18 protein-coding genes are annotated in these 17,043 nt (G+C 43.7%); 7 read left to right on the forward strand and 11 right to left on the reverse strand.

All coding sequences use genetic code 11. From position 1 onward, the window contains the following. Nucleotides 1-52: 52 nt before the first annotated feature. On the forward strand, nucleotides 53-1,102 hold the full coding sequence (fni, locus tag GB993_RS04320) for a type 2 isopentenyl-diphosphate Delta-isomerase (protein WP_161003238.1): 1,050 nt from the start codon (nucleotides 53-55) through the stop codon (nucleotides 1,100-1,102). 90 nt (nucleotides 1,103-1,192) lie between these two features. Here fni and GB993_RS04325 read toward each other — a convergent pair whose 3' ends face one another. Beyond that, complete coding sequence (locus GB993_RS04325; protein ID WP_161003239.1) at nucleotides 1,193-2,557, reverse strand: RsmF rRNA methyltransferase first C-terminal domain-containing protein; 1,365 nt, start codon at nucleotides 2,555-2,557, stop codon at nucleotides 1,193-1,195. Between the two features lie 190 nt (nucleotides 2,558-2,747). Between GB993_RS04325 and GB993_RS04330 the strand changes: the two genes are divergently transcribed. After that, entirely contained in the window at nucleotides 2,748-3,578 is an 831-nt protein-coding gene (locus tag GB993_RS04330; protein ID WP_161003240.1) for a Cof-type HAD-IIB family hydrolase, read from the forward strand. Between the two features lie 67 nt (nucleotides 3,579-3,645). Then, nucleotides 3,646-3,867, forward strand: coding sequence for a hypothetical protein (locus GB993_RS04335; protein WP_017261815.1), 222 nt, complete (start codon nucleotides 3,646-3,648; stop codon nucleotides 3,865-3,867). Nucleotides 3,868-4,030: 163 nt separating this feature from the next. Here GB993_RS04335 and GB993_RS04340 read toward each other — a convergent pair whose 3' ends face one another. The 3 genes from GB993_RS04340 to GB993_RS04350 all read right to left on the reverse strand — a co-directional run bounded on the left by GB993_RS04340 (nucleotide 4,031) and on the right by GB993_RS04350 (nucleotide 7,624). Beyond that, nucleotides 4,031-4,933 (reverse strand): DMT family transporter, encoded by a 903-nt coding sequence (locus GB993_RS04340; protein ID WP_161003241.1) that lies wholly within the window; start codon nucleotides 4,931-4,933, stop codon nucleotides 4,031-4,033. A gap of 214 nt (nucleotides 4,934-5,147) precedes the next feature. Next, complete coding sequence (gene glpK / locus GB993_RS04345) at nucleotides 5,148-6,647, reverse strand: glycerol kinase GlpK (RefSeq protein WP_161003242.1); 1,500 nt, start codon at nucleotides 6,645-6,647, stop codon at nucleotides 5,148-5,150. A gap of 86 nt (nucleotides 6,648-6,733) precedes the next feature. Then, complete coding sequence (locus GB993_RS04350; protein WP_161003243.1) at nucleotides 6,734-7,624, reverse strand: YitT family protein; 891 nt, start codon at nucleotides 7,622-7,624, stop codon at nucleotides 6,734-6,736. 261 nt (nucleotides 7,625-7,885) lie between these two features. Here GB993_RS04350 and GB993_RS04355 point away from each other — a divergent pair, with 261 nt between their 5' ends. Together GB993_RS04355 and yjeM are read left to right on the forward strand one after the other, a co-directional pair. Further along, on the forward strand, nucleotides 7,886-9,316 hold the full coding sequence (locus GB993_RS04355) for a C69 family dipeptidase (RefSeq protein WP_161003244.1): 1,431 nt from the start codon (nucleotides 7,886-7,888) through the stop codon (nucleotides 9,314-9,316). 65 nt (nucleotides 9,317-9,381) lie between these two features. Then, nucleotides 9,382-10,878, forward strand: a complete 1,497-nt coding sequence (gene yjeM, locus GB993_RS04360) for a glutamate/gamma-aminobutyrate family transporter YjeM (protein WP_161003245.1) — start codon at nucleotides 9,382-9,384, stop codon at nucleotides 10,876-10,878. Between the two features lie 172 nt (nucleotides 10,879-11,050). Here the strand turns inward: yjeM and rplS are convergent, their stop codons facing one another. The 5 genes from rplS to rpsP form a co-directional block, all read right to left on the reverse strand. Then, nucleotides 11,051-11,404, reverse strand: coding sequence for a 50S ribosomal protein L19 (gene rplS / locus GB993_RS04365; RefSeq protein ID WP_017261809.1), 354 nt, complete (start codon nucleotides 11,402-11,404; stop codon nucleotides 11,051-11,053). 184 nt (nucleotides 11,405-11,588) lie between these two features. Beyond that, complete coding sequence (gene trmD, locus GB993_RS04370; protein ID WP_161001353.1) at nucleotides 11,589-12,329, reverse strand: tRNA (guanosine(37)-N1)-methyltransferase TrmD; 741 nt, start codon at nucleotides 12,327-12,329, stop codon at nucleotides 11,589-11,591. Next, nucleotides 12,319-12,846: a ribosome maturation factor RimM gene (rimM, locus tag GB993_RS04375; protein WP_161001354.1), complete on the reverse strand. Its 528-nt coding sequence runs from the start codon at nucleotides 12,844-12,846 to the stop codon at nucleotides 12,319-12,321. Before rimM ends, trmD begins: the two co-directional genes overlap by 11 nt. Nucleotides 12,847-12,970: 124 nt before the next feature. After that, entirely contained in the window at nucleotides 12,971-13,249 is a 279-nt protein-coding gene (locus GB993_RS04380) for a KH domain-containing protein (protein ID WP_161001355.1), read from the reverse strand. A 17-nt stretch (nucleotides 13,250-13,266) separates the two neighbouring features. Then, on the reverse strand, nucleotides 13,267-13,542 hold the full coding sequence (rpsP, locus tag GB993_RS04385; protein WP_017261805.1) for a 30S ribosomal protein S16: 276 nt from the start codon (nucleotides 13,540-13,542) through the stop codon (nucleotides 13,267-13,269). 254 nt (nucleotides 13,543-13,796) lie between these two features. On the opposite strand from rpsP, the gene GB993_RS04390 reads away from it, so the two are divergent. Beyond that, nucleotides 13,797-14,765 carry a hypothetical protein gene (locus tag GB993_RS04390; RefSeq protein WP_161003246.1) on the forward strand — a complete coding sequence of 323 codons (969 nt, stop codon included), beginning with the start codon at nucleotides 13,797-13,799 and terminating at the stop codon, nucleotides 14,763-14,765. An 86-nt stretch (nucleotides 14,766-14,851) separates the two neighbouring features. On the opposite strand, the gene GB993_RS04395 is transcribed toward GB993_RS04390, so the two are convergent. Then, on the reverse strand, nucleotides 14,852-15,898 hold the full coding sequence (locus tag GB993_RS04395; protein WP_161003247.1) for a CAP domain-containing protein: 1,047 nt from the start codon (nucleotides 15,896-15,898) through the stop codon (nucleotides 14,852-14,854). Between the two features lie 210 nt (nucleotides 15,899-16,108). Here GB993_RS04395 and GB993_RS04400 point away from each other — a divergent pair, with 210 nt between their 5' ends. Continuing rightward, nucleotides 16,109-16,705 carry a stage II sporulation protein M gene (locus GB993_RS04400; RefSeq protein ID WP_161003248.1) on the forward strand — a complete coding sequence of 199 codons (597 nt, stop codon included), beginning with the start codon at nucleotides 16,109-16,111 and terminating at the stop codon, nucleotides 16,703-16,705. Between the two features lie 114 nt (nucleotides 16,706-16,819). Here GB993_RS04400 and GB993_RS04405 read toward each other — a convergent pair whose 3' ends face one another. Beyond that, nucleotides 16,820-17,020, reverse strand: coding sequence for a cold-shock protein (locus tag GB993_RS04405; protein WP_017261801.1), 201 nt, complete (start codon nucleotides 17,018-17,020; stop codon nucleotides 16,820-16,822). Nucleotides 17,021-17,043 lie beyond the last annotated feature (23 nt).

The following is a 17,043-nucleotide window of genomic DNA, read 5'->3' on the forward strand; positions in this document are numbered from 1 at the left end:
TGACTGATTAAAATAACAGAATTCGCTGAGGATAAAATTTAGGAGGCCAGCCATGAGCAAGTTAACTGAATCCGCCCACGCACATCGTAAGGATGAGCATCTCGCTATTGCTTTAAAACAATACCAAGAAAAAAGCGACGCCGGTTTTGACGATATTCAAATCATTCATCAAAGCTTGCCAGAAATTGCAGTTGATAACATTGATTTGTCAACTCACTTTGCTGGATTGACCTTATCGACACCGTTTTACATCGAGGCAATGACTGGCGGCTCTGAGAGAACCGGTCACATCAATGCTCAGCTCGCTGAAATTGCGGCCGCAACTGGCGTGGCAATGGCAGTGGGCTCGCAAAGTATTGCTTTAAAGGAACCTGCAGCAGCGTCAACCTTCACCATTGTTCGAAAGGTAAATCCGCACGGCCAAATTTTCGCAAACATTGGTGCTGGTCACTCACTTGACGATGCACAGCAATTAGTCGACATGGTTGCTGCCGATGCATTGGAATTACACATCAACAGTGCACAAGAACTAATTATGCCTGAAGGTGATCGGGATTTGCGCTGGCGCGACCACATTACCGAAATTGTTAACGGCTTGTCCGTCCCTGTTATTGTTAAAGAAGTTGGTTTCGGCATGAGCCAGGAAACCATTAACACTTTAAAACAGATGGGTGTTCAATACATTAATGTCAGTGGCCGTGGTGGTACTAACTTTGCTCGGATTGAAAATGAGCGCCGCCATCATCAAGAACTGGGCTATTTATCTAACTGGGGGCAAACGACCGTTCAATCCCTTCTGGAAGCACAAGCAGTATCCGATATGCAAACTGCTGCCTCAGGTGGCGTGAGAACCCCATTGGATGTCTTAAAAGCGTTAATCCTAGGGGCAAACGCCGTTGGTGTGGCTGGCCACTTTCTGCGTGTTCTCATGACCCATGATGAAGAGACCCTGCATACGTACATTAAGGATTGGCAAAGTGATTTACGCTTGCTGTACGCGTTAACGGGATCACGCACAACAGCCGATTTACGAACTGTAAAAACAGTTCTATCCCCCGCCCTAATGAATTATTGTCAGCAGCGAAACTTAAAACGCCAATAGCAAAGACGAGTCGTATAAAAAATGTTCAGTCCGTTTGAGACTGAACATTTTTTATTAGCTGTTGAATTGATCTAACACTAAGTCTGTTAATTAATCAGCTTTCACTAGAAAACGTAATCCCTTAGGGTAACCGTTCTTAAGTGTCTGACCGACCACCTTGCCGAAACCAATACCGTTGCCGTTAATGGTCGCCAGTGTCCAACCATTTTCAGTTGGTTCTTCTAATGTCACGGTGTCACCGTGAACAAACTGTGCCCATTGGGCCTGAGTCAAAGCCACTGTTGGCCGATACTGATCCGGATGCGTGGCAAGTGCTAACGCAAACGCTGGCTCAAACCGGTTCTTTTTTAACGTGCCCAGATGAAGGCCAGGCCGCAATACATTCAGTTTACCGAGATCTGGCGTTAACGCAGGAACAGCATACAATTGAGCCCCAAATACGGTCAACGATTGCCCCGCTGTAATTGATTGAGTAAAGTGTTGTTGCTCAAATGCCTGCCATAGTTTAACCTCATTTGCGTCAGGTTTCGGCAATCTCGCTGGTTTATGGGTGACGTTTGTCTTACTCGAACGACGCATCAATTTAGCGATAAAGTGGCCTTCGCCATCCATATGATGGGGGAACAACCGGCCAGCTTTACTCAGTTCAGAATCATTATTGGCCCACTGAGGCCGAGCCGCTTCCAAACCAGGTAATTTCGGCAATGAAACCAGTTCAAAATCCGGGAATGACGTCAATACCCACGCCATCATTTGCTCATCTTCCTCTGGTGCGAACGTGCACGTCGAATAGATGAGTTGGCCTCCTGGTCGTACCATCTTGACAGCTTCAGTCAAAATTTCTCGCTGACGCGTGGCACACTCAAGCGGATAGTCAGGCGTCCAGTATTGAACAGCGTCTGGATCTTTACGAAACATGCCTTCCCCAGAACACGGTGCATCCACCACGACCTTATCAAAAAAGTTGGCTAACTGTTTTGAAAGATGAGCAGGCGTTTCGTTCAAAACAACTGCATTGGCAACACCAAAACGTTCCATGTTTTCTGCTAACACGGCTGCACGTTTGGCAAAAATTTCATTTGTCATTAATAACCCTTGCTGTTGTAATCCGGCCGCAATTTGAGTTGATTTGCCACCTGGTGCTGCACAGAGGTCAAGAATCCGTTCTCCCGGTTGGGCATCCACAACTGCCCCAACATAAGTCGCAGAAGGTTCTTGGTTATAAACCACTCCCGTCGTATGTGCAGGCGTATGACCACTAACATGGCCGTAATAGCCTGTGGGAATCCCTGTAGGATCGCTTAATGAAACGTTTTCTGGAACCGCGTTAGCCTTTAGCGGATTAACACGAAACCCTTGGTGGATCGGCTGATCAAAGCTGGCTAAAAAGTCCTTTGCCTCGCTTTCATCCATTAATGTTGAATATTTCTCGGCAAAACCCGCCGGTAACTGCATTTTGTTCCCTCCATAACCGTTTTAAAACACTCGCATCAGTTTACACCGAAATCTTTAGTACGTCACGTTATCGCCATGAATCACCGGGCTACAGATGAGTTTCTTAGCAAACTTGCAGAACCCAAATGAATAAGGTAAATTAGAACGAAGATATTTTTGGACGAAAAAATCGTCTAAGGGAGATGATTTCGTGAATCGCAAGCTTATTGCCATCGATCTGGATGGTACTACCTTAAATAACCAATCTGCTATTTCACCGTTTACAAAGCAGGTTTTACAAACAGCTGTTGCTAGTGGTCACATCGTTAGTATCGTCACTGGCCGGCCTTATCGTATCTCACGTCAATACTACGATGAACTCGGCTTGCATAGTGCAATGATCAATTTTAATGGCTCACTTGGTCATTTACCGCACCATCAATGGCAGCATGAGTACCAATACACCATTGATCGAGACATTGCATTAGATCTTCTGGCACATCAATCATCGCTTGGAATTGAGACGATTGCTGCCGAAAACAAAACAAATGTATGGGCCAATCATGCGAGTGATGGCACAATTGACTTTTTTCCAACCATTCTGCAACCACAACAAATTCTCAACGCACGAAACTTAACGACTGACCCAACTGCACTCACCCTTTACTTCAGTGAACAACACCGTGATCAACTGATTCACAATATTACTACTAGGTATGGCGATCACATTGATATGAATGTTTGGGGCGGTCGTTGGCCCGTATTAGAAGTCGCCCACAAAGGGGTTGAAAAAGCCACAGGTCTCGAGTTTTTAGCCCAGACCTATCACATTGACCGCAATGACATTATTGCTTTTGGCGATGAAGGCAATGATCACGCAATGATTAGTTATGCCGGTTGGGGTGTTGCCATGGCTAACGGCATCGACGATCTTAAAGCTATCGCTCAGGATGTGACACCTTTAGACAACGATCATGACGGTTTGGCTCACTACCTACTCGATTATCTCAATCTGCCAGTTGCCCTCGCGAAAGCTGAATAATTGCTTTTTGTTCTGCCTGCGAGCATGATGATGGTAATCATTTTTTACCTCAAAGGAGGTCTTGCTGATGACTGAAGAACATGTTCTTTTCAATCCTGGTGATGCGATTGCCAATGCGCATGATTATAACGCGGTATATCAGAGCGCACAGATATACAAGCATAAACACCCGCACGCCCTGTTTATTGTCTCAGAGACGGATGGTAAACCATACGTTCTGTTTGATAAAGTTGATCAAACAGATGATCCTAAGGATGGCAAACGTTACCGCGTTATTAAAAAAATGTAGGTTCCGTTCAATACTAGCAATTAAATCACAATATAAAAAAGATGTTTCCACAAAAGGAAGCATCTTTTTTTGATTTTTTAAATAAGAAAATCAGTAGTTGCATTATACACTTAAAGCAAATGTATAATGCACTATCCTGCCAGAATAAGACATGTAGTCGCAATCACGTTGCACTGCTACCCATTCTTTGTAACAGGTATACGGCTACAACCACCAGGATGGAACCAATCACTTCCATCACACTGATCTGCAGATGAAAGAAAATGATGCTCAGGATAAAAGTAACAACTGGCTGCAGCGCATCAACAATGCTAATTACCGCTGAAGGCGCAAAGTTTAAACTGTACAGCAATGAGGAGAACGCGAAGATGGTGCCAACAAGAATAACAGCACTAATAGATAATACCAGCTTACCAGTAATGACCGGCGTGTGACTCCAAAATGGATGCCATAAGTTAAATAGCACACCGCTGATAAACATCCCCCAGCCAAGTACTACAAATGGTGAATGTTTGGCAACGATTTTCCTTGGTAACACCACATAACATGCCGCCGTGACACCTGCTAACACACCCCAAATAATTGAGTTCATCGGTACCGCCAGAGAATGGATATTGCCCTTCGTTATTGCTAAGAAAACACCTACCAATGCAATACCAAACGCAATTAAGTCAGTTTTTAACGGCCGTTCATGTTTGAAGACTAAGGCCCCTAGCACAATAAACAGCGGACTTAAGTATTGCAAGATAGTGGCCGAAGCTGCATTACCAGTTTTAATACTCATGTAAAAGGTAAATAAGTTTGCCATTAGCCCAATCAGTGCATAGGCGAACAGCCAACCGATCAAGCGCCACGATTTAAACAGGTCAAAAATGTGACGACCTTCGCGAAACCAACTAATTAAGAGCAAAATAACGCCGGCACCAAGCGTCCGCACCGATAAAAACCAGGTTGCTGGGATATTCTGTGTTTGAGAAATAAACTGCAAGATCGTGCCTGAAATCCCCCACAGTGTGGAAGCAAAGGCTGCCCACAGAATACCCTTTGTGTAATTTTGAGTTTTCATGAATCAATCCTCTAACCTAATGTATATTTTTAACCGCCATCATTAACTTGATTGAACTCAATAAAATCCGTACTCCATTTTGCCCGTTTTTGGTAGTTTCAATCAAGGATGGATACTTCACAGTAAACTTTTTCTCGTCATTCTTGCCGTGTTAATACGTTTTAATAATTTACTGTTTTTACTGTAGTTCAGCTTTCTTTTTATGAGAAAACGATTATTGTTCAAACGCTTGGGCGGCTTTAATGGCGACCTGCCAGCCATGATAAAGTTGATTACGTTTACCTTCCGCCATTTGTGGTTCGAACTGGTCGCCCGTCATATACAAGCGACGTAACTCTTCTTGATCTTCCCAAAAGCCAATCGCTAGTCCAGCTAGGAAAGCTGCTCCAAGCGCTGTCGTTTCGTTAATCTTGGCACGTTTGATGGTTGTATTTAGAATGTCAGCTTGAAATTGCATCAAATAGTCATTCTTGGATGCACCACCATCCACATGCAATGTGTCAATTTTCAAACCGGTGTCACCAGCCATTGTATCGACCACGTCGCGAGTTTGGTACGCAATTGCCTGCAATGTTGCCCGCACAAATTGTTCACGGGTTGTTCCACGTGTGAGTCCAAACACAGCGCCACGCAGTTCTTGATCCCAGTATGGCGCACCTAACCCTGTAAACGCCGGTACCACGTAAATATGATCATCTGGATCCGCCGCCATGGCCATTGCTTCAGAATCCCCAGCGTCTTGAACCAGCTTCATTCCGTCTCGCAACCACTGAACCGCCGAACCAGCAACGAATATTGATCCTTCAAGGGCATAAGTTACTTCACCATTTAAACCATATGCAATGGTCGTTAGTAACCCCTTAGTTGATAATGTGGGTTGCTGACCAATGTTCATAACAATAAAGGCACCAGTGCCATAAGTATTTTTGACGTTGCCTTTGTCAAAAGCTGTTTGACCAAAGAGTGCCGCTTGCTGATCGCCTGCGATACCACAAATCGGCACCGACACACCTGACATGGTGTAATTTGCCGTATAGCCGTATATTTCGGACGAGCTTCGCACTTCAGGTAATAACTCAGCTGGAATATCAAAAGCCTTTAACAAATCGGCATCCCACTTCAAATCATGAATGTTGAACAGCATTGTCCGACTGGCGTTTGTATAGTCTGTCGCATGAACCTTACCACCAGTCAGCTTCCATAACAGCCATGTGTCGATGGTGCCAAACAGTAGGTCACCAGCTTCTGCGCGTTCACGACAACCTGGCACATTATCCAATAACCACTTGATTTTAGAAGCAGAAAAATAAGCATCTACCACAAGCCCCGTCTTTTGACGAATTGTCTCAGTCAACCCGGCCTGTTGCCATTGTTCTGTAATGCTGGTCGTCTGTTTTGACTGCCAAACGATGGCATGATAAACGGGCTTTCCCGTTTTGCGGTCCCAAATAATGGTTGTTTCACGCTGGTTGGTAATCCCAATTCCACGGATTTTGTATGGAGCAAGGTGCGCCTGAATCAAGGCATCTGCCATCACTGATTGAACACTACTCCAGATTTCCTCGGGATCGTGTTCCACCCATCCCGGTTGCGGAAAGTATTGTGGAAACTCTTTCTGAGCTTTTCCTACAATCTGTCCTTGATGATTGAAAATCATGGCCCGACTACTAGTCGTTCCCTGGTCAATCGCCATCATGTACTGCTCGTCGTTCATGTCGCAACTCCATTCATTGACAAGATTCGAATTTTTGAACACGTTCCACCAAACAAAGATAAGTTTAGCAAACTTTTAGGCATCTGTTACCCCTGTTTTGACGATTGCCTCAATTCTGCCTGCTTATCTTCATCAAAAAAGTTGCCTGCAATATCAACCGTTGCAACCAGGTTCATAAAACTGTCTGGATCTGTTTCCTTAACGGTCGTTCGCAAATCGTACAATTCATAACGTGAAATGACGATCATTAATGTTGAATTGTCACGATTCGAAAAGGCGCCACGCGAGGATAAAACAGTGACACCGCGAAAAAGGTGTTCTCGCAACGCCGCGATTAATTCATCCGGCCGGTTCGTCACAATAAGAGCAGTCATCTTCTGATGACGTGTGTGAATTGTATCGACCATTCGTGAGGTTGCGTAGATAGTGATAATCGTAAATAGCGCATTTTCCCAACCGATGAAGAAACCGGCAACAGCAATGATTCCGGAATTGAGCATCATCGTCAGTGTCCCTATTGAGCGGCCAGTCGTTTTTTGCAAAACCATGGCAATGATGTCCATGCCGCCGGTTGAAAATCCAAACCGAAATGGAAAACCAATGCCAATACCAGTCAAAATACCGCCAAACAATGCGTTTAGCAATGCATTATGAGACACACTCACCTCAGGAATTACAATTGCCAGCACGGATGTCACAATGGCGTTAGCAAAGCTCCAAGCCGTAAAACGTGGCCCAATTTTGCGCCATCCCATGATGCCAATCGGGAGGTTAAAAGCTAGAATAAACCAACCAGTTGAAATATCTGCACCAGTAAATTTAAGTCCCCAGTGCAATAACTGTGCAATCCCATTGAGTCCGCCAGCAAAAATGTTACTGGGGATCAGAAAAACATTCAACGCAACGGCACAGCATACGGCCGAAAATAATAAAATTACAATTTTGATAAACGGGTTTTCATCATTCCATCGTGTCATTTAGGGGATCCTTTCTTTTTGCTCTCAATGACCATAATTAAACCACAATCTTGACGTTTATGACCACAAGTTGAAACCAATTTGGCGGCTATCCTCACAAAAATGTCATTCTTACAAACGTTTGATGAGAAAATGCGATGAAACCGCTTAAAATCGGTCACCTTTTCGCACCTGTTTTCTCTTTTCTGCTACAATTTATTCATTGTGTTTTTGTAATTTTATTCATAATGTTTCAGATTGATTGAAAGAGAGGCATCCTTGATGCAAATAGATGACACCAGAAGACCATCGGCATGTACAAGTATTTTAATTGGTCGTTCCGCCTCAACGGACGGTTCCGTGATGATCGGCCGTAATGAGGACAGCAAAGCTTCCTGGCCAAAGCACTTTGTCGTTCACCCAGCTCAAACCTTTAGTGAGACGCAACAGTTTAAGTCAAAGGATAATGGTTTTACGATGCCACTGCCGAAGACGGCAATGCGTTATACCGCGACTCCTGAATGGACGACAAAGTATGGTCTTTTTGAGGAAGATGGTATTAATGAAGCAAATGTGGCCATGTCTGCGACGGAAAGTGCTTATTCTAACGCTCTCGTTCTGGCAGCTGACCCCTTAGTTGCTGATGGCATTCAGGAAGAGGCAATGGTTACCGTGGTGCTTCCATACGTTACCTCGGCTAGAGAAGGCGTTCAACGACTGGGTAAATTAGTTGAAACTTATGGAACAGCAGAGACAAATGGTATTTTGTTCGCGGATTTACACGAAGCTTGGTATTTAGAGACTGGTGCCGGCCATCAATGGGTAGCACAGCGTATTCCAGATGATGGCTATGCAGTCGTTGCCAATCAGTTGGCCATTCAGCAAATCGATTTTACCGATCATGATAACTTTATGTTTGCTGATGGGATTGAGGACTTTGTCCAGCAGCATCACCTCAATCCTGATGCTAACGGTTTTAATTTTCGCCATATTTTTGGTACAACGGGTGTGAGTGATGAAATGTACAACACGCCGCGCGTTTGGATCGGTCAAAAAATGTTTAATCCAGAAATTGATCAGTCACCAACCGATGAAGAATTGCCTTTTATTCGTTACGCTAGCAAACGTCTTTCGGTTAACGACGCAGAAGCTTTTCTCAGTAATCATTACGAAGGCACCGAATACGATCCAGTTGGCCGCGAAGCAACGCACAAACACGCCTTTCGTCCGATTAGCTTAGCCAAAACACAAGAATCCCATGTCCTCCAGCTTCGGCCAAATGTGCCTGCAGTCATGGCTGGCGTTCAGTGGTTGGCGATGGGCGTTGCGGCTCAAAGTAATTATGTTCCCTTTTACACGGCCATCAATAGCACACCATTAGCCTATCAACGTGGACAAGGCAAGTACGCCGCCAACAGTGCTTACTGGACGTTTAAGTTGGCTAGCGTGCTACTTGACGCTCATTATCGTCACTTTGAAACGCCTTATCATCAAGCTCAGCTTAAATTACAAGCAGATCTCGGCGCACACCTCTGCGAAAGCGATGCTAAAGCCCTCAAATTAAGCGGTGACGTATTGATTCAGTATCTGACTGATAGCAACGCCGAATGTGCCAAACAAGCTTTAGACACGTATACAAGCCTAATCAGCGATCTTATCACTAACAGCACTGATTTTTCGCCTCTAAACTTTAACACAGACGAAAATCTATAAAATATTACATTCACACCAGTACGGGCGATTTTTCACTGGCAATGATATTGAGGAAGTAAATACAAATGGAAAAGAAAAAGACCCTGTCACTTGGGGCATTAGTCTTAATGATTTTCACCACTATTTTTGGTTTTGGGAACACTCCGGCAGCCTTTGAACAAATGGGCTACGGCGCAATCTTCTGGTATTTACTGGGCGCACTGTTATTCTTTCTGCCCAGTGGTTTAATGTTCGCTGAATACGGTTCCTCGTTGAAGGAATCAAAGGGTGGCATTTATTCATGGTTGGATGCGTCCATTAGTGAAAAATGGTCCTTCATTGCAACCTTCATTTGGCTATCAGCATGGATCATCTGGCAAGTTATGATTTCGCAAAAAGTTTGGATCACTCTTTCAACCATCATTAGCGGTCACGACACCACGAACAATTGGCATTTTCTAGGCTTGAACTCAACGTTAACAGTTGGCCTACTCGCCTGTCTGTGGATCATCGCCATTACTTGGGCAGCCTCACGTGGAATGTCCTTCATCGCTAAGGTTTCATCAGTTGGTGGTATTGCCATTATGGCGCTTAACGTGATTTTAGTACTTGCTAGCCTCATCATTTTAATCGCTAATCATTTTACACTGGCCCAGCCAGTTAACCATTTATCCGACTTTGCCACTTCACCAAATCCACAATTCCAATCGCCCATTGCGATGATCAGCTTTGTCATTTATGCCATCTTTGCTTACGGTGGTTTGGAATCCATTGGTGGGGTTACTGACTCACTGGACAAACCTGAAAAAACATTTCCTCGGGGCATCTTGATTGGCACCATTGTCATTGGGATTAGCTACTCACTTACCATCTTTTTATGGGGGATTTCAACAAACTGGAGTATGGTGATTGCTCACGGGAACGTTAATTTGGGTAACATTACTTATGTATTAATGGAGAACCTAGGGGATATTCTTGGCCTCTCAATTGGTCTATCAGCTTCTAGTGCTCATATTTTGGGCGAGGTATTTTCACGTTTTGCCGGAATCAGTATGTTTTTAGCTTATTTAGGCTCTTTCTTTGTCCTGATATACTCACCTCTAAAATCCTTTATTTTAGGTTCACCTAAAGAACTTTGGCCTAAGAAAATGACCCGTTTGAACAAGCATGATATGCCAGAATTTGCGATGTGGATGCAAGCTACCGCGGTTGTCATCTTTATCGCAGGGATTTCATTAGTGTCTGTGCTTACCCACAAAGATGCTAAGTTCTTCTATAATGTGCTGACGTCAATGAGTAATGTGTCAACCACCTTGCCTTACCTCTTCTTGGTAGGTGCCTTTCCTTATTTCAAGAGAGAAGATCGTCCACGTCCGTTTGTCGCCTACCATTCACATCGCTGGATGATATTCGTTGTTACTGTTGTGATGGTAACGTTAAGCATCGGAATTGGTTTCTCCATTCTGCAACCATTTTTGGAAAAGGATTGGGTAACCGCCATTGCGACTGTTGCTGGTCCACTGATTTTTGGCTGTATTGCCTGGGCTTTTTATGCAAACCGGGAACATCACACCACCGACTAAACATTTTTTAGTCAATAGATAAAAACTACCATCACTGCCATTGGTATTGTCCTTTTTCGACGTGCTAACGGTAATGATGGTGGTTTTTTAGTATTTTTGAAAAGCAATAATTAAGCCAGCAAAAAACGCCACCTGTCCGAAGACAAATGACGTTTGGCTCAAATCGCAAATCTTAACGACGTGCTTCCTTGATCCGGGCTGCCTTACCATGCAATGCACGTAAGTAGTAAAGCTTACTACGACGAACACGGCCATGGCGAGTTACTTCAACGTGGTCAACTCGTGGTGAGTTAACTGGGAATGTCCGTTCCACACCAATCCCGTTACTGATCTTACGAACAGTGTACGTTGCGGAAATACCAGCACCGCGGCGCTTAACAACAACACCTTCGAATAACTGGATACGTTCGCGAGTACCTTCAACAATTCGTGCGAAAACACGAACAGTGTCGCCGGCACGGAAATCTGGCATGTCATCGCGAAGTTGCCCTGCGGTGATCTTTTCAATTAATTGGTTCTGTCTCATAATGTGAGAACTTCCTTTCACTCAAAATTCATAAACGGGCATCCCGCCAGCGGAATATTGGTAGTATTGGGCTCAAAGCCACAAACTAGATTACCATAGAACAAGCGCATTTGTAAAGGCATTTTCCTTTACAGAATTAATGAGTTCTGCGGACCAGGTAATGCCGCAAACTTATCAAACGCACTTAGCCCCGCGTTTCTTCATCTATGACATCAGCTAATAAACGACGTTGTGAAACCGTCAATTCGGCATTATCAAGCAGGTCTGGTCGCCGTTGATAGGTCCTTCTCAAGGACTCTGTTTCACGCCACTGATCAATCAATTGATGATTACCGTTTGTCAGCACCTCAGGCACTTTCATGCCTCTAAAATCTGCCGGACGTGTGTACTGCGGATACTCCAGCAAACCGTTACTAAATGAATCTCCGGGCGCTGAATCCGTATTTCCCAACACGTCAGGAATCAATCGAACCGTTGCATCAATCATGACCATAGCGCCAAGCTCCCCACCGGTTAGCACGTAATCGCCTAGGGATACTTCATCGGTGACTAAATGACGAATCCGTTCGTCATAACCTTCATAATGGCCACAAATAAATGTCAAATGTGACTCTTTAGAAAAGTCTTCCGCAACATGCTCGGTAAAAGGAACGCCAGCCGGGTCGAGTAAAATCACGCGCCCTCGATCACCCGCTTCTTGTTCAACATGATCCATGGCATCAAAAATCGGCTGCGGCATTAACAGCATACCAGCGCCACCACCATAAGGCGTATCATCGACATGATGATGTTTATCCGTCGTAAACTGACGAAAATCAGTCACGTTGATATCTAGAATTCCTTTATCAACAGCCTTACCAACGATGGACTCAGTTAATGGCCCACTAAACATGTCCGGAAAGAGACTTAAAATATCAATTCTCATCGCTGTCCAACCCCGCCATCATTTCGATATGAACGACACCATTAGCGATGTCGACATCTTTAACAACTTGATCAATCACCGGTAACAACAAGTCAGACTTGCCTTGTCGCTTAACCACCCAGACATCATTTGCACCAGGCGCCATAATTTCAGAAATCGTGCCAAGGTCTTGTTGATGTTCGTCAATAACATGAAGCCCAATAATTTCACGGTAATAATATTGACCTTCAGGCAATTTTTGCTGCTGATCTTCCGTAACATACAGATCAGCGCCCTTATATTTTTCAACCAAATTAATATCGTTCATTCCTGTAAAAGTAATGAGGATAAAACTTTTGTGGGGTCTTGAGGAGGCGATGGTTAATTTTTCTTGGTGCGCGCCCGGCGTTTGTGCCGTGACGTAAACCTGACTGCCAACCTTAAAACGTGACTTTGGAAAATCAGTACTGGAGATAACCCGAAGTTCTCCCTTCAGACCTTGTGTATTTACAATTTTACCAATGGTGTAAAATGCCATTCCAATCTCCTTAACATTTAACGTGCAACAGCAAACACTCTATAACTAAATATAAGTGGTGTTCTCACAGCTAACTAATAAATATTATAAAAAAAGGACCGAGAAATAATCATTCTCAGGTCCCTTATTTATTCTCGTCAACAATAATCAAACGAACCTTTTGTTGGTCAACCGTCCGAATGCTGTACACCAATGTGCGAATTGCTTGCGCAACCTGACCATGACGGCCAATAACTTCACCAATATCATCGGGCGCAACCGTTAATGAATAATTCATAAAACGGTCCCCCTGTTCCGCCTGTACAGAAACTGCATCAGGATGTGAAACAAGTGGTTGGACCAACGTTTGGATTAGTGAAGCAACTGCATCGACTGATAAACGATTATTTTGATTCGTACTCATGAATTGTCGCCTCGAATTTACTTCTTAGTGAACTTAGCTTCGTGGTACTGCTTCATGATACCTTCACGTGAGAAGATGTTTTTAACAGTGTCAGAAGGTTGCGCACCATTGTTTAGCCACTTCATTGCTAATTCAGCATCTAATTTAACTTCTGCTGGGTTAACCAAAGTGTTGAAAGTACCAATTTGTTCGATGAAACGGCCATCACGTGGTGAACGTGAGTCAGCAACAACGATACGGTAGAATGGGCGCTTTTTAGAACCCATACGTTTTAAACGAATTTTTACAGACATGAGATTTCCTCCCTCAATTTCTTAACGTGTACTAGTTTATCTAAACTCACCTAGGGTGTCAAGAGGTTTTTCTTTACAGTTGAAATTATCCCACTCTAACGCAGATTTTCAACCCTCGACAATTCTGTAAAAAAAGTTAAGATGCTTAAAGTCTGGTCAAGATTGGCAAAACTTAAACCTCATAATAAAAGCGCTATGATACATTAACAGTACATTTAATTCGATAAAAACGATCCACTAAAAAGGAGTTTCATATGCAAAATAATTCGGATCCGCGTATTAGCTTTCTTCATCCACAATTGCGGATTGTTAAAACGGACGCGATCAATCGTCCCACGAATGCACGGTTATTGCAAGCTGTGGGCGCGACAGCAATGGACAGTCGGGGCACAGACCTCACCGCCCATTTGAACGCCAATCTTGAAAATATTGATTTTTCAGTCGCAGGTCAGCATCAGGTACCCGTTGCCGTGATGGACGACCGGGGAAATGTCGGCCGTGCTGCCTTCACTTTGACCATTGTCAATACGGAAGCCGATCTTGACGGCCATTCCCCGATTGTTGTTGAATCCGCACCAGAGTCTGCTGCCGCGAGTCAAGTTGCTTCAGGTGCTACCCAGCCCAAAAGTAAACGTCGTCGTCCAAAACGGTTGATCATTGGAGGCGTCGCTGCACTTTTAGTACTGGTGCTCATCATTTGGGGTGTTTCCGCTCACCAAAATGCAGCAAATCAGGCAGCCGAGGCTTCTTCTTCCAGTCTGGCCGCCAGTTCCTCTGCAGCGGCCGCTAGCAGCGCCGAGGCATCTTCTAAGGCTGCTGAATCATCTGCCGCTGCCTCATCGCAACAAGCATCCTTAACCTCTCAAAACAGCAGCTTATCTAACAAGGTTGGCAGTTTAAAATCGCAAGTCAAAGAAATGACTACCGTCGTTAAAAATACCCAACAAGCGGTTAATGACTACAAAGATAGTAACGATCGAGCACAATATGAGTCCACGATTTCCTCTCTTCAGCAACAAGTTTCAGATCTTCAGCAACAAGTGCAACAAGGAAATTCGAACGCTGTCGTTCGTGGTACCATGTCATCTCAGCTAAATAAGCTGTCGACCACAGTCGGTGATTTAGAAAATAGTTCCAGCCCTTCTGATGCTAGCAGTACACTAAAAGATAGTGGCGTTAACGGCATCGTTAATAAAATGCAGGACTTGCTCAGCAGCTTTTAATAGTTTAATGAACGCATTATCAAAAAAGGTACCAGCCTCTGTCATCCCATTTAATTGGAAGTCAGAGGCTGATACCTTTTTTACGTTTAATGTGAAGCATCACGGGCAAGTGAAAATGGCTTAAATTGATACTGATAACCCTTAGGATACTGAGTTAGTCCCGTCAAACGAACACGATACTTGTGACCATTTACAATCTTTAAGGATGGCCGGTAAGTAATGATTGAAGCAAACTGGCCAAAATGATTCGTACGATCAAGATTGACGTGAGATGCGTTAACCGTCCGTTTGGCAGTTAAGTCAGTGACCTGTACTTGGACCCTGCCTGTTGTCCCTTGTTCCATGGTGAAAGCACTCGACCAATAAACGGGGCGATTTTTAACGTCACTCGTTAAAAGCTCTTTCGGAAAAACACCGGTGGTCGGATAGTTGATTACGACAGCGCGATTGGACGTGACGGCTCGTTGTGCCTGATCCGTAAAATAAATGTCACTGTAGGCAAACGTCGCGTTAGGACGGTGTGCGACGCCTATGCCAACGCTATGGATAACCGGAGACAACAACCACGCACGATGACCAGTATTGTTGCCCTCCACATTGAAATTGTCGCGAATGTAATTGCCCATAGTTGCGTCAAGACGCTCTGGCACGTTCATTTCACCAATATTACTATTAAGGGTGATTTGCTGACCTTCTTGCCACTGTTGCTGACTAACAATTCCCGGTCGTTCGATCCCCTTTAAACCATGTTGAAAGTTATTAGCGGCAGCCATGTCAGCCGCTGCAGTTTGGGCTTGTTGATTAGTATTAAATTCGTAGTGAACAGTTGGCAATCCCTCAATTTGACGATAAAAATTCAGTGATGCCAATAATTGCGTCTGATACTGATTGGAAAGTTTGCCAGCCACCAAATGCTTTTTAAAAGACGGGCGTCGTGCGTAACTATTGTGATCGTCATACTCACGTTGACTAATTTTATGGTACATTTTACGCTGCTTATCGATTTGTCGCTGTTCAGCATTAGTATAAGTGGCAGCTGATACAGAAGGCGTATGAATTATTGATACTAATGTTAAAGCACACACACTCACGCCAATTGAAACTAACCATCGCTTTACCCATCTTTTTGACATTACCGTTTGCTCATTCCCGTCATTCAAAATAATGACCTTGAAAAATAAGTTAACCTGTTTAATCCCCTTAACTCATTTAAAAATGCCATCGTATTTCTATCATTTATTTTAGTATAACAACAAACTGTGAGCGAATCAGGTCCAATTGCTAATTCTTTCATTCATTGAAATGTTGTATGCTAAATGTAATTCATTTAGGGACGTGTTCACGTGCAAATTAATTACTTTAAAAAAAGATGGGCACTGTATTGGCCACAATTTGTTTATTTCGCGATCATAATGATGTTAATCTGGTTGCTTGTACCGACTATTTTTTATGTCTTTCACTTAGATGGTCAGTCTGCCCGCGATGGTCTTACACTCGGCCTTAACGTAAATACTAGTGGCCGTTTAAACAACTGGCAAAATGTTCTCAGTCTTTTTGAACGCAATTATGGCCTTGCATGGTTTTGTGTCAGCGTTGCTTTCTTACCCTTGCCCTGCTACTGGCTATTTGCCATCATTAATGCCTTAACTGTTGGTATAGTTCTAGTTGGTTCTCAACCAATTGCGACTTTATTTTTGGGCATTCTGCCTCATGGAATATTTGAAATCACCGCGCAAATATTAACATTTTGTATTGCGGCTCAGATTACTAAATACATTCAGCAGTCAATCCACCAGCTCTGTCATCCAACTCAATGTCCACCAGCGATTCAGTGGTCAACATTATTAATTGATATGTGCAGTATTGTTCCTTTGTTGTATGTTGTCTCAGCTATCATCGAAACATTCATTACACCTGTATTACTACAGGATTATTTTTAAAATGAGCTACTCGATCCCTAGCAAGAGAAGCAAATGAAGCCGTAATTTCTAAAGTCAAACACAAAAAAAGAGCATTCACAAATGTGAATGCTCTTTAAAATCTAATTATTAAAATTAGTCTTTGTTAACGTTTGTAGCTTGTGGGCCACGGTCGCTGTCTTCAACATCGAAGGAAACGTGTTGACCTTCGTCCAAAGTCTTGAAGCCGTCGCCTTGGATAGCTGAGAAGTGAACGAATACATCGTCACCGTTTTCGCGAGTAATAAAGCCGTAACCCTTGTCAGCGTTAAACCATTTAACAGTACCTTGTTCCATATGAATGAAACCTCCATGCGCAT

Source organism: Furfurilactobacillus milii (genome assembly GCF_009864005.1).
Lineage (GTDB): Bacteria > Bacillota > Bacilli > Lactobacillales > Lactobacillaceae > Furfurilactobacillus > Furfurilactobacillus rossiae_B.